Raw genomic sequence first — 12,675 nt, 5'->3', positions numbered from 1 at the left:
CAACGCCTTCGACATCACCTTCGACGGCCGGCTCTCCGCAGCACGCCAGTAACTCCAACAACCTGAGTTACACCGCTCGTTTGACAGACCCAGCCCAGAACTGCACCGTCCACACCGACATCGGATTCTTCGAGTACGGCCTCAGTAGCCGCTCAAGGCTCTAACACAACGGTGTTGAGTTCGAGGGCGACGACGGCACGGACGACGGTGGTGATCCGGGTCGTGCTGCAGCGGAGCTTCCGCAGGAGCCGCCAGATTTGAGGGTGGCCATGGCGCGTTCGCGGAGGCTGCGGATCTTTGCGTGGTCCCGGTTGTGACGGCGGCGCCAACCGCGCAGGTTCTTGCCCCGGAACGGGACGCGGACGACCGCTCCCGCACCTTGGTGCCTTTTTGCGCCCAGCACTTGATGTTGCCGGCGGTCAGGGCGGTGGGAATGCCGCGGGCCCGGGCCGCGGTCAGGTCGTGTACAGCTCCGGGTAGCGCATCCGAGGCCCAGATCAGGCGGCCGGCTGGATCCGCGAGTACCTGCACGTTCATCCCGTGGCGCTTCTTCTTCCCGAGTAGCACGGGCGGGCGGCGGCGATGCGGTTGATCGGCAGCGCGGTGCCGTCGTGGATCACGTGCGCTATCTTCAGCACGGTCGGGACTGCTCCAGAGTGGCCAGGAGATCGACGGCCTCGCGTATGTATCGGTAGACCGTCGCGATTCCGACGCGGCAACCTGCCGCAGGCGGGCGCAGGTGGGCCAAGAGAGAACTACTGGCGGGCGCGGCCCGCCGGTATCCCAACATGTTCGCCCGCTGGCGGTTCGGCCTCAAGCCTGACGGCTGGGCAATGGGAGCCGTGTGAGCCGAGAGGCTCCCGCACGGTTCTGCGAGCGGCGGCGGGTGCGATTCCCGCCGCCGACTCTCCTGTCAGACGGTATTTCCATTGTCGCTCAGGCGCGGCGGCGCACCGATGGTCACCGGCCCGTCCTCGGGGCCAGAGCTCTTCCTAGTCCGCCTTCCGCGCTTCTCGATCCAAGTGGCGAGTGCCGACAGCAGGAGACACATGGTGATGTAGATGGTGCCGACGACTGCGATTGTCGAGACATACGGGTACTGCCCGTTCACCTGGGTGTTGGAGGCGATCAGACGGGCGGTCTGAAGCAGCTCCGGGTACAGGATGATGAAGCCCAGAGAGGTGTCCTTGAGAGTGACCACGAGCTGGCTGATGACCGTGGGCAGCATGGCTCGCACCGCCTGCGGGATCAGCACGCTGACCATCACCTGGGTCTTGCCCATACCCAGGGCGTATGCCGCTTCGCTCTGTCCCTTGGGCACGGAGTTGATGCCTGCGCGCAACACCTCGGCCTGGACGCAGCCGTTGTAGACCGACAGGCCGAGCGCCAGCGCCCACATCGAGTAGTCGGTGAGGAAGCCGACCCAGATCGCGTAGATGGTGATCAGCAGCGGGATCGAGCGGAACAGCTCGATGAACGCGGTGGCCAGCCAGCGGACCGGCTTGTGGTCCGAGAGGCGGCCCACCGCGAGGATCACACCGAGGATCAGCGAGCCGATCGCAGCCAGGCCGAAGGCCTTCAGAGTGGCGAGCACGGCGTCGGCGATGTTCTGCCGGATGCCGGCGTAGTTGAAGATGTCCCACATCTCGGGGGCCAGATGCCCCTTGTCGGACAGCCGCACGAAGCTGAGGACGAGCAGGGCCAGGATGGCCAGGGACCCGACGACGGCGTAGAGCCGGTTGCGTACGGTGGCCTTCGGGCCCGGTGTGTCGTAGAGAACGCTGGCACTCATCGGGCGACCTCCATACGACGTTCGACCAGCCAGAACAGACCACTGATGGCAAAGGTGACGACCAGATAGCCGAGGGCCACCCAGATGAAGACAGGAGCGATGGCGTAACCGCGGTCACTCATGAGCTTCTGCCAGCCGAACAGCTCCGTGACACTGAATGCGCCAGCGATCGCCGAGTTCTTGGTGAGAGCGATGAAAATACTGCTCAGTGGCGGAATGACAGTCCGCGTGGCCTGCGGCAGGACCACGATCCTCAGCGTCTGGGAGAACGTCATGCCGATGGAGCGGGCAGCCTCGGCCTGCCCCAGCGGAACGGTGTTGATGCCTGAGCGGACTGCTTCGCACACGAACGACGAGGTGTAGAAGCCGAGTGCCAGCGAGCCGAGTAGGAACGGGCTCATGCCCGGGAAGAAGATCTCCGGTACGACGAAGAAGGAGACCAGGAAGAGGAGGGTCAGGGGGGTGTTGCGCAGCAGTGTCACCCAAGCGGTGCCGAAGATCCGCAGCGGTGGCACCGGCGAGACCCTGAGTCCGGCGACGAGTACGCCGAGGACCAGTGCGATGACCGAGCTGACGGCGGTGATCGACACGGTTCCTATGAAGCCGTCGCGAAACTCTGGAAAATTGTCGAGCAGTACATTCATGAGGTCTCCGCGTCGGCAGGCAGCGGCATCAGGGCATGGGAGAAGGGGTGCCCCGTACGCGTTCCAGGAGGCGGAGACGCGCGCGGGACACTTCAATCAACTGGCTTCGTCAGTAACGCTCGACAGCCGGCGGGGCGGTGTACTTCGAGCCGGACAGACCCAGGGTCGCCTCGTAGATCTTCTGGTACGTGCCGTCCTGGACGTGCTTCTCCAGCGAGTCGTCGATGGCGTTGCGCAGCACCTTGTCGTCCTTGTTGAGACCCACGCCGTAGGGCTCCTCCGTGAATGGCTTGCCGACGACGCGGAGCTTGCCGTTGTTCTGCGCCGCGTAACCCTTCAGGATCGAGTCGTCGGTGGTGACCGCGTCGACCTGCTTGGTCAGCAACTGCTGTACACAGTCGGAGTACTTGGCCAGCTCGACGACATCCGCGCCGTACTCGGGCTTCTTGATCTCTTGGAGCGGCGTGGAGCCGACGATGGAGCAGACCTTCTTGCCCTTCACGGCGTCCTTGCCGGTGATGGACGTGTCGTCCTTGCGCACGAGCAGGTCGGCACCTGCCTTGTAGTACGGGCCGGCGAAGCCGACCTGCTTCTTGCGCTCGTCGTTGATGGTGTAGGTGCCGACGAAGTAGTCGACCTGACCCTTGGAGATCGCGGTCTCCCGGATGCCAGAATCCACGGTCTTCCACTCGATCTGGTCCTTCGAGAAGCCCAGATCGGCGGCAATCATCGTGGCGATCTCGATGTCGAATCCGGAGCGTTCCTTTGTCGACTGGTCCTCGAATCCGAGGTAGGGCTGGTCGGCCTTGGCGCCGATGATCAGCTTGCCGCGCTTCTTCGCTGCCTTGAAGGTCGGCGAGTTCAGGTCGACACCCGTCGCGACGGTGTATTTCGGCAGCTCGGGGGCGCCCGAGGCGCCGGGCTTGGTGCCGGACGGCTTGTCGCCGGCCGAGCCCTCCTTGCCACCACAGGCGGTCGCTGTCAGGGCGAGCACGGCGATGGCCGCGACGGCGGCCGACTTGCGGAGATTCATGTGAACATTCCTTATGCCGTAGGTCGTTGTCGTCAGTGGTGAAGGATCTTCGACAGGAAGTCCTTGGCCCGGTCACTGCGCGGGTTGCTGAAGAACTGGTCGGGCGTGGCCTCTTCGACGATCTTTCCGTCGGCCATGAAGACGACCCGGTTCGCGGCCGAGCGCGCGAAGCCCATCTCATGGGTGACGACGACCATCGTCATGCCGTCCCGGGCGAGCTGCTGCATGACCTCCAGCACCTCGTTGATCATCTCCGGGTCGAGTGCCGATGTCGGCTCGTCGAAGAGGATCACCTTCGGGTCCATCGCCAACGCCCGTGCGATGGCCACGCGTTGCTGCTGACCGCCGGAGAGCTGGGCGGGGTACTTGTCGGCCTGCGTCGCCACACCCACCCGGTCGAGCAGCGAACGGGCCTTGTCCTCGGCGGACTTCTTGTCCGTCCTGCGGACCTTGATCTGGCCCAGCATCACGTTCTCGAGCACCGTCTTGTGCGCGAAGAGATTGAACGACTGGAAGACCATGCCGACGTCGGCACGCAGCCTGGCCAGCTCCCTGCCCTCTTCGGGCAGCGGCTTGCCGTCGATCGAGATGGCACCCGAGTCGATCGTCTCCAAGCGGTTGATCGTGCGGCACAGCGTGGACTTCCCGGACCCGGAGGGCCCGATGACGACCACGACCTCGCCACGGGCGATGGTCAGGTCGATGTCCTGGAGCACATGCAGCGCGCCGAAGTGCTTGTTGACGTTGCTCAGTACGACAAGGTCGTTCGCCGCAGGCGCGGCGTCCTCGGCGCCCTTGGTCACTGAAACTCCGCTCATCGGCTTCTTGCTCCGTCCTCCTCGGTTGGGAAGGACCCTAGTGACGCGGTGCTACCAGCGTCATTACATCTGAGCGGAAATTGAGGATAACGATCCGGCGGCAACCGGACACTCCGTGTGAACGGGGTGCGGGGTGTGACGCACGTGGCGTACCGGGTGGATAACAGATGGCCGGATGCGGCGGGCGGGCCTTGACTGACCTGCCTCTCATCGGAGTGGATGCCCTCGTACGGCATGACGTGAAACGCCTCGGAACGGGCAAGTGACGAAGAACGTACGAGAGGCCGCACCGACACCTGTCGACATCGACATCGACATCGAGATCGACACGTACCGGCACCGCACCATCTGAGCCATCGGAAATCCGGAAAGGGAGGCCATGAGACTGCTGCTCGTCGAGGACGACAACCATGTCGCGGCCGCCCTCTCCGCGATCCTGGCCCGGCACGGCTTCCGGGTCGTGCACGCGCGCAGCGGCGAGGAGGCCTTGCAGGCGTTGCTGCCCGCGGACACGGAGCCGTTCGGTGTCGTGCTCCTCGACCTCGGCCTGCCCGACCAGGACGGCTACGAGGTGTGCGGGAAGATCCGCAAGCGCACCTCCACCCCGGTGATCATGGTGACCGCGCGCGCAGACGTCCGGTCGCGGATCCACGGCCTCAATCTCGGCGCCGACGACTACGTGGTCAAGCCGTACGACACGGGCGAACTCCTCGCCCGTATCCACGCCGTCAGCCGGCGCAACGTGTCGGGCGAGGACACCGTGCCCACGCCCGTCGCGGCGCTGCGTCTCGGACACGTGCACATCGAGCTGCCGACCCGCCGGGTCAGCGTCGACGGGTCCGAAGTCCAGCTCACCCGCAAGGAGTTCGACCTGCTCGCGCTGCTCGCCCAGCGTCCCGGAGTGGTGTTCCGCCGGGAGCAGATCATCAGCGAGGTGTGGCGTACGAGCTGGGAGGGCACGGGGCGCACGCTCGAAGTGCATGTCGCGTCCCTGCGTTCCAAGCTGCGGCTGCCCGCACTGATCGAGACGGTGCGCGGGGTCGGCTACCGCCTCGTCGCCCCGTCCGCGTAGAGGCGTACGTCCCAGGTGCGTACCAGGCTGCTTCCCCTGCTCATCGTTCTCATGGCCGGCGTGCTGCTCGCCCTCGGCTTCCCGCTGGCCGTCAGCGTGGCGGCGGCCCAGCAGCAACGCGTCGTCATCGACCGCATCGACGACACGGCACGCTTCGCCGCACTGGCGCAGTTCATCACCGAGCGGGCAGCCGGCTACGACGAGCGGCGGCGCACCCTGCGGAGCGAACTCGGCACCTACGCATCGGTGTACGGCATCCGCGCCGGTGTCTTCTACCGCGACGACAGCGCCATGGCGAAGGCCCCCGCCGCCTGGCAGCTCCCGATCGAGGGGGAGGGGCGCGAGGCGTTCAAGGAAGCCCTGCTGGGTCGGCGCAGCCACGATCCGCCGCAGGTCTGGCCGTGGCAGGACGGCCGGGTCGTCGTCGCCTCGCCCGTCGTACGGGACGGCGATGTGGTCGCCGTCGTGGTGCTCGACTCGCCCACCGAGGGGATGCGCTCGCGCACGCTGCGCGGCTGGTTGCTGATCGCGGCCGGCGAAGCGGTCGCGATGCTGGTGGCGGTCGGCGCCGCGATCCGCCTCACCGGCTGGGTGCTGCTGCCCGTACGCACCCTGGACGCGGCCACCCACGACATCGCCAGCGGACGGATGCGGTCCCGGGTCGCGGCCTCCGGTGGACCGCCGGAACTGAGGCGCCTGGCCCGGTCGTTCAATGAGATGGCCGACAACGTCGAGGACGTGCTGGAGCAGCAGCGCGCCTTCGTCGCCGACGCCTCGCACCAGCTGCGCAACCCCCTCGCCGCGCTGCTGCTGCGGATCGAGCTCCTCGCGCTCGAACTCCCCGAGGGCAACGAGGAGATCGCCTCCGTGCGCACGGAGGGCAAGCGCCTCGGGCAGGTCCTCGACGACCTGCTCGACCTGGCGCTGGCCGAGCACGCCGCGGCCGATCTGCGACTCACGGACATCGGCGCGCTCACCGCGGAGCGGGTCGCGTCCTGGCGGCCGCTCGCCGAGGAGAAGGGGGTACGGCTCAGGGTGGACGGCTCGTCCGCCGTGACCGCCTGGGCGGACCCCATCGCACTGTCGAGCGCCCTCGACGCGATCATCGACAACGCCCTGAAGTTCACCCCCGCCGGGGAAGAGGTCGTCGTCACGGTCGCTTCCGGCCGCGACGACGTCACGGTCGTCGTCGCCGACCGCGGGCCGGGCCTCACCGCACAGGAGATGGAACGCATCGGCGACCGTTTCTGGCGCAGCACCCAGCATCAGAACATCCAGGGCTCCGGCCTCGGGCTCTCCATCTCGCAGGCGCTCCTGGCGGCCGGCGGCGGCTCCCTGAGCTACGCGGCCCATGAGCCGCACGGGCTGCGGGTGACGGTCTCGGTGCCGCGCAACGGCCCGCAGGGCTGAGCGGAACAGGAGAGGCGGGGAAGAGGGGCCGGGGCCGGTACGGGATCAGGGCTTGACCGAGCGGTAGTAGCGGCTGGCCCCTTCGTGCAGCGGCAGCGGATCGGTGTAGATCGCCGTACGAAGGTCCACCAGCTGGGCCGCGTGCACCTCGCGCCCGATCCGGTCCCGGCTGTCGATCACGGTCCGGGTGAACGCCTCCGTCAGCGCCGGATCCGAACGGTCCGTGGTCACCAGCACATTGGCGACCGCGACCGTCGGCACCGCCTGATCCTGCTGCGCGTTGCGGTAGGCGTCGGCGGGCATCATGGCCGAACGGTAGTAGCGGGCGGACCCGCCCACCGCCTGGAGCTCCTTGACCAGCGGGGCCTCCAGCGGCACCAGCCGGATCGCGAACCGGTCCGACAATTCCTGCACGGCGGACGTGGGCAGTCCGCCGGACCAGAAGAAGGCATCGAGCCGGTCGTCCTCCAACTGCTTCGGCATGGTGTCGATACCGGCGGAAACCGGTGTCACGTCGTTCTCGGGATCGAGCCCCGCGGCGGTCATCAGCCGGTCGGCGACCAGCCGTACCCCCGAACCGCGCTGCCCCACCCCGACGCGCTTGCCGAGCAGATCCGAGACCTTCCGCACCTCCGAGTCGCGGGGCACGACCAGCTGGATGTAGTCGTCGTACAGCCGCACACAGCCCCGCAGCCGGTCGGCGCCCGGCTTGCCGCTGTGCAGATAGGTGGCGAGGGCATCGGTGGTGGCGATGGTGAAGTCGGCCTTCCCGGTCGCCACCCGTGCGATGTTCTGCTGTGAGCCCTCGCTGGTCTGCAGCCGTATCGACACCGCGGGCAGATCCCTGGCCAGGTCCCCCTTGAGGCGCTCGCCGTAGCGCTGGTAGACCCCGCTGCGCACACCGGTGCTGAAGGTCAGCGTGCCCGTCGGTGCCGGCTGCCCGAGCGGCAGCAGCCACCACAGCAGCAGCCCGAGCACGACGGCGACGGCGGCGCACGCCTGAAGAACGCGTCGCCTGCCGATACGGGAGAGTGCCTGGAGCATGGCGGCGATCCTGCCAGTCCGCTCCGGCGATGACCAGGGCCGGTCTCACGGCCCCGCCCCGGGCCCGGTCCCGTCCCGTCTTCCGCCTCCGGAAGCCCGGTCCCATCTGCTCCGCGCGATCCCGTCACGCCCGGTAGTGCGGGGTTCACCCGACTGCCCGTCCAAGTGCCCCGGTCTCCTGCCGGGTGCCGAGGATGGGCGAAGGGGGGTGAGAGACGAGGGGGTGCTGAGAGACGGGGACATGACATGGTTCAGGGTTTCTCCAGGGAGCCGGGCACCGAGGAGCCTCCGACCGAGGTTTCGCCGAAGGGGGTCCGCAAGATCACTCCGGGCGGCCGCGACCGCACCGGGCGGTTTCCTGTTCGGCTTCGACACGGGTGTCGTCGAGATCTCACCGACGAGGATCCATGGACGCCTGCTCACGCCGAACCAGCTGCTGATCATCCTGGTCGCCTGACCTCGGCAGCCCGTCAAGGCCGTCTGAGACCCCGGACCGGCGCCGGTCCGGCACCACGCTTCCCCCGACCCGCGGAGCCTCACCCCTGAAAGGACGCTCGCGATGAGCGACACGCTCCTCACCTCCACCGACCTCGAACACTCCGACGCCCTGGTGCTTTTCGGCATCTCCGGCGACCTGGCCAAGAAAATGCTGCTTCCCGCGCTGTACCGCCTCACCGAGAACGGCAGACTCACCGTCCCCGTCATCGGTGTGGCCGCCACCGACTGGGACGACGACGCGCTCCGCAGGCACGCACGGGAGGCGGTCGCAGCCGCCTGCACCGACATCGACGAGGTGGTCTTCGGCCGGCTCGCGGCGCGCCTGTCCATCGTCACCGGTGACTTCGCCGACAGCTCCACTTTCGACAGACTGCGCGAGGCCGTGGCCGGGTTCGGGTTCGTGACCCACTATCTGGCGATCCCCCCGTCGCTGTTCACCGCCGTCGCGGCGGGCCTGGGCGAGGCGGGCCTGAACCGTGACGCCCGGCTGGTGGTGGAGAAGCCGTTCGGGCACGATCTCGACTCGGCGCGGGAACTGCAGGACGCGCTGGGCGCCTACTTCGACGAGCGCCACCTGCTCAGGGTCGATCACTTCCTGGGCTCCGACGCGGTGGAGGGCCTGATGGTCTCCCGCTTCGCCAACACCCTGCTGGCACCGATCTGGCACCGCTCCTACGTGGACAACGTCCAGATCTCCCTCGTCGAGGACTTCGACGTCGCCGACCGGGGATCCTTCTACGACGGGGTGGGCTGCCTGCGCGACGTGGTCCAGAACCACATGCTCCAGGTCCTCGCCTTCCTGGCGATGGACCCGCCGAGCGTCACCAATGCCCGCGCCCAGGGGCTGGAGAAGTGGCGGGTGCTGCACGCGACCCGCACGATCGACCCCGCCGACACCGTGCGCGGCCAGTACCGGGGCTACCTGGACGTCGAAGGCGTCGCACCGGAGTCCACCACCGAGACGTACTTCGCGACCCGTCTGTTCATCGACAACTGGCGCTGGGCAGGGGTGCCCTTCTACCTCCGCAGCGGCAAGGCGCTGGCCGTGACCGCCACGGAGGTCGTGGTCGAACTGCGCAAGCCGCCGCTGGAACTCTTCGGCGGGGACACGACGGAGACGACGTCCAACCTCATCCGCTTCCGCATCGCCGGCGACACCGGAATCAGGGCCGACCTGATGCTGCGCAAGCCCGGGAAGGGCGAGGAGCCGGTGACCGTCCCCGTCGGCGTCGACTTCGCGCAGGCACTGGGGCGGCAGGAGCTCCCGTACGAGAACATCCTCCGCGGAGCCGTCGAGGGCGACCCCGAGTACTTCGCCTTCTTCCCCGCGATCCTGGAGTGCTGGCGGATCGTCCAGCCCGTGCTGGATCCCGCCGGGCAACCCCTCCCGTACGCGCCGGGTAGCTGGGGCCCGGAGGCGGGCGACGGGCTCCCCGGCCTGAAGCACTGGCACCAGCCGGGACGGCGTCTCTTCGGGACCGACTGACGGGAGCCGACGGAGAGGGAACCGACCGGAGAGGGAGCGGCCGAAGAGGGACCGGCCGAAGGAGGCAGGCACTCCTGGCGTCCCGGCGAAGGCCGAAGACGAAGGCCGAAGAGGAGACCCTCCGCCGCCCCGGCACGGGCGCCGTCGGCGTTCCGGGCCCGAGGCAGCGGGGCCGTCTCGCGGACCACATACCCTTGAGGGCATGACCAGCAGCAGCGACCGGAGCCCCGCAGTGAGCGTCGAGGGACCCAAGACCTACGAAGTCCGCACCTATGGGTGCCAGATGAACGTCCACGACTCCGAGCGGCTGTCGGGGCTGCTGGAGGGCGCGGGTTACATCCGTGCGGACGAGGGTTCCGACGGCGACGCCGACGTCGTCGTCTTCAATACCTGCGCGGTGCGGGAGAACGCCGACAACAAGCTCTACGGCAACCTCGGCCGGCTCGCCCCGATGAAGACCAAGCGGCCCGGCATGCAGATCGCCGTCGGCGGCTGCCTGGCGCAGAAGGACCGCGACACCATCGTCGAGCGGGCCCCCTGGGTGGACGTCGTCTTCGGTACGCACAACATCGGCAAGCTGCCCGTGCTGCTGGAGCGCGCCCGTATCCAGGAGGAGGCGCAGATCGAGATCGCCGAATCCCTGGAGGCCTTCCCCTCCACGCTCCCCACCCGGCGCGAGTCCGCCTACGCGGCTTGGGTCTCGATCTCCGTCGGCTGCAACAACACCTGCACCTTCTGTATCGTCCCGGCGCTGCGCGGCAAGGAGAAGGACCGCCGCACCGGCGACATCCTCGCCGAGATCGAGGCCCTGGTCGCCGAGGGCGTCTCGGAGATCACCCTGCTCGGCCAGAACGTGAACGCGTACGGCTCCGACATCGGCGACCGCGAGGCCTTCTCCAAGCTGCTGCGCGCCTGCGGGAAGATCGAAGGGCTGGAGCGGGTCCGTTTCACCTCGCCGCACCCCCGCGACTTCACGGACGACGTGATCGCGGCGATGGCCGAGACGCCCAATGTGATGCCCCAGCTCCACATGCCGATGCAGTCGGGCTCCGACACGATCCTCAAGGCGATGCGGCGCTCGTACCGGCAGGAGCGTTTCCTCGGAATCATCGAGAAGGTGCGCGCCGCGATGCCGGACGCCGCGATCTCCACCGACATCATCGTGGGCTTCCCCGGCGAGACCGAGGAGGACTTCGAGCAGACCATGCACGCGGTCCGCGAGGCGCGCTTCGCCAACGCCTTCACCTTCCAGTACTCCAAGCGCCCCGGGACCCCCGCCGCCGAGATGGAGGGGCAGATCCCCAAGGAGGTCGTCCAGGAGCGGTACATGCGTCTGTCGGTCCTTCAGGAGGAGATCTCCTGGGAGGAGAACAAGAAGCAGGTCGGCCGGACGCTGGAGATCATGGTCGCGGAGGGAGAGGGCCGCAAGGACGGCGCCACCCACCGCCTCTCCGGCCGCGCCTCCGACAACCGCCTGGTCCACTTCACCAAGCCGGACCAGGACGTGCGACCGGGCGACGTGGTGACCGTCGAGATCACCTACGCGGCCCCGCACCACCTCCTCGCCGAGGGCGCACCGGTGGCCGTGCGGCGGACCCGGGCCGGGGACGCCTGGGAGAAGCGCACCGCCGCCGAGGCGGCCAAGCCGGCCGGGGTGATGCTGGGACTGCCGGGCATCGGAGCCCCGGCGCCGCTGCCGGCCGCGGCGGCCCCCGGCTGCGGCTGCGACTGACACCGGGGAGCCCGACGGCGGCCGACGGGCGTGCCGGGTCCAAGCAGTACGCTGCCCACCATGCTTGTCGCCGCCGCTGTCTGCCCCTGCCCACCCCTGCTGGTACCGGAGGTCGCCGCCGGTGCCGCGCCCGAGCTCGACGCCGTGCGGGACGCCTGCGCCGAGGCCCTCGGTGTGCTCGCCGCCGCGCGCCCCGATCTGCTGATCGTGGTCGGACCCGCGGACCTGCCGGGGCGTGGCCCGCACCCCGAGGGGGCCACCGGCACCTTCAAGGGCTTCGGCGTCGACCTCGGCGTACGGCTCGGGCGCGACCGCGGACCGGTGGTGGACGACTCGCTTCCGCCGTCCCTCTCCGTCGGCGCCTGGCTGCTGGCCCGCGCGGAATGGGCCGGTGCACCGGTCGAGGGGCTGGGCGTGGGAGAGCCGCTCGAAACCGACCGCTGTACGAGCGCCGGACGGGACCTGGCCGTCGGGGCGGACCGGGTCGCGCTGCTCGTGATGGGCGACGGCAGCGCCTGCCGCACGCTCAAGGCCCCGGGCTATCTGGACGACCGTGCCGAGGCGTTCGACGCGGCGGCCGCCCGTGCGCTGGGCACGGCGGACACCGGTGCGCTGATCGCACTGGACGCGTCACTGGCGTACGAACTGAAGGCGGCGGGCCGGGCGCCCTGGCAGGTGCTCGCGGGCGCGGCGCAAGGGGCGGGCCTGGCCGGGCGGCTGCTGTACGAGGACGCTCCGTACGGCGTGGGCTACCTGGTCGCCACTTGGTCCTGAGCCCCTGCCGCCCGGAGACCTACGGGTGACGGCCGTGCAGCGTCGTCGCTCCACGGCCGCCCGTCGGACTTGATCAGTTCATGGTCAGGAGGCGGGCGGCGTACCACCCTCGTTCTTGGGTGTTTCACCCTCGTTCTTGGGCGTACCACCATGGTCCTTGTGGGACAGGCGCTCGACCGCGTCCTTGGCCTTCCTCGTGCCGGACTCGATCTTGTCGCTGTACTTGCCCTTGGTCTTTTGGTCGACCGTCCGTGCGGCCTTGTCGAGCCCTTGGTCGATCTTGTCCCCGTGCTGATGCGCGAGTTCGCCGACCTTGTCCTTGGCGGGGCTCAGCTTGGCCTTCAAATTGTCCAGGAAGCCCATCGGGCACCT

At 68.5% G+C, this 12,675-nt stretch carries 11 protein-coding genes and 1 pseudogene; 5 read left to right on the top strand and 7 right to left on the bottom strand.

Annotated features, from left to right (window positions below):
• Positions 1-152: 152 nt before the first annotated feature.
• The 5 genes and pseudogenes from ACFVX4_RS25835 to ACFVX4_RS25815 all read right to left on the bottom strand — a co-directional run bounded on the left by ACFVX4_RS25835 (position 153) and on the right by ACFVX4_RS25815 (position 4,287).
• Positions 153-835: pseudogene (locus ACFVX4_RS25835) on the bottom strand (transposase family protein).
• 78 nt (positions 836-913) lie between these two features.
• Complete coding sequence (locus ACFVX4_RS25830; protein WP_389981269.1) at positions 914-1,792, bottom strand: amino acid ABC transporter permease; 879 nt, start codon at positions 1,790-1,792, stop codon at positions 914-916.
• Complete coding sequence (locus ACFVX4_RS25825; protein ID WP_189546771.1) at positions 1,789-2,436, bottom strand: amino acid ABC transporter permease; 648 nt, start codon at positions 2,434-2,436, stop codon at positions 1,789-1,791. Before ACFVX4_RS25825 ends, ACFVX4_RS25830 begins: the two co-directional genes overlap by 4 nt.
• A gap of 109 nt (positions 2,437-2,545) precedes the next feature.
• Positions 2,546-3,469 (bottom strand): glutamate ABC transporter substrate-binding protein, encoded by a 924-nt coding sequence (locus ACFVX4_RS25820; RefSeq protein ID WP_389981266.1) that lies wholly within the window; start codon positions 3,467-3,469, stop codon positions 2,546-2,548.
• Positions 3,470-3,501: 32 nt separating this feature from the next.
• The gene (locus ACFVX4_RS25815) at positions 3,502-4,287 is read right to left on the bottom strand and encodes an amino acid ABC transporter ATP-binding protein (protein ID WP_389981264.1); all 786 of its coding nucleotides are present in this window, start codon (positions 4,285-4,287) and stop codon (positions 3,502-3,504) included.
• Positions 4,288-4,666: 379 nt separating this feature from the next.
• Here ACFVX4_RS25815 and ACFVX4_RS25810 point away from each other — a divergent pair, with 379 nt between their 5' ends.
• Entirely contained in the window at positions 4,667-5,359 is a 693-nt protein-coding gene (locus tag ACFVX4_RS25810; RefSeq protein WP_389981261.1) for a response regulator transcription factor, read from the top strand.
• A gap of 15 nt (positions 5,360-5,374) precedes the next feature.
• On the top strand, positions 5,375-6,769 hold the full coding sequence (locus ACFVX4_RS25805) for an ATP-binding protein (RefSeq protein ID WP_389981259.1): 1,395 nt from the start codon (positions 5,375-5,377) through the stop codon (positions 6,767-6,769).
• Between the two features lie 45 nt (positions 6,770-6,814).
• On the opposite strand, the gene ACFVX4_RS25800 is transcribed toward ACFVX4_RS25805, so the two are convergent.
• A complete protein-coding gene (locus ACFVX4_RS25800; RefSeq protein WP_389981257.1) occupies positions 6,815-7,813 on the bottom strand; it encodes a TAXI family TRAP transporter solute-binding subunit in 999 nt (332 codons plus the stop codon).
• Positions 7,814-8,372: 559 nt separating this feature from the next.
• Between ACFVX4_RS25800 and zwf the strand changes: the two genes are divergently transcribed.
• The 3 genes from zwf to ACFVX4_RS25785 all read left to right on the top strand — a co-directional run bounded on the left by zwf (position 8,373) and on the right by ACFVX4_RS25785 (position 12,303).
• Positions 8,373-9,797: a glucose-6-phosphate dehydrogenase gene (gene zwf, locus ACFVX4_RS25795; RefSeq protein WP_389981255.1), complete on the top strand. Its 1,425-nt coding sequence runs from the start codon at positions 8,373-8,375 to the stop codon at positions 9,795-9,797.
• Positions 9,798-9,999: 202 nt separating this feature from the next.
• Positions 10,000-11,529, top strand: a complete 1,530-nt coding sequence (gene miaB, locus ACFVX4_RS25790) for a tRNA (N6-isopentenyl adenosine(37)-C2)-methylthiotransferase MiaB (RefSeq protein ID WP_389981251.1) — start codon at positions 10,000-10,002, stop codon at positions 11,527-11,529.
• Positions 11,530-11,589: 60 nt separating this feature from the next.
• Complete coding sequence (locus ACFVX4_RS25785) at positions 11,590-12,303, top strand: class III extradiol dioxygenase subunit B-like domain-containing protein (RefSeq protein ID WP_389981249.1); 714 nt, start codon at positions 11,590-11,592, stop codon at positions 12,301-12,303.
• An 84-nt stretch (positions 12,304-12,387) separates the two neighbouring features.
• Here the strand turns inward: ACFVX4_RS25785 and ACFVX4_RS25780 are convergent, their stop codons facing one another.
• Complete coding sequence (locus tag ACFVX4_RS25780) at positions 12,388-12,666, bottom strand: antitoxin (protein WP_389981247.1); 279 nt, start codon at positions 12,664-12,666, stop codon at positions 12,388-12,390.
• Positions 12,667-12,675 lie beyond the last annotated feature (9 nt).

It is taken from the genome of Streptomyces sp. NPDC058240 (assembly GCF_042882135.1).
Taxonomy (GTDB): Bacteria; Actinomycetota; Actinomycetes; order Streptomycetales; family Streptomycetaceae; genus Streptomyces.
The sequence above is the reverse complement of the archived record's forward strand: the minus strand, read 5'-3'. Positions and strand labels throughout refer to the sequence as shown.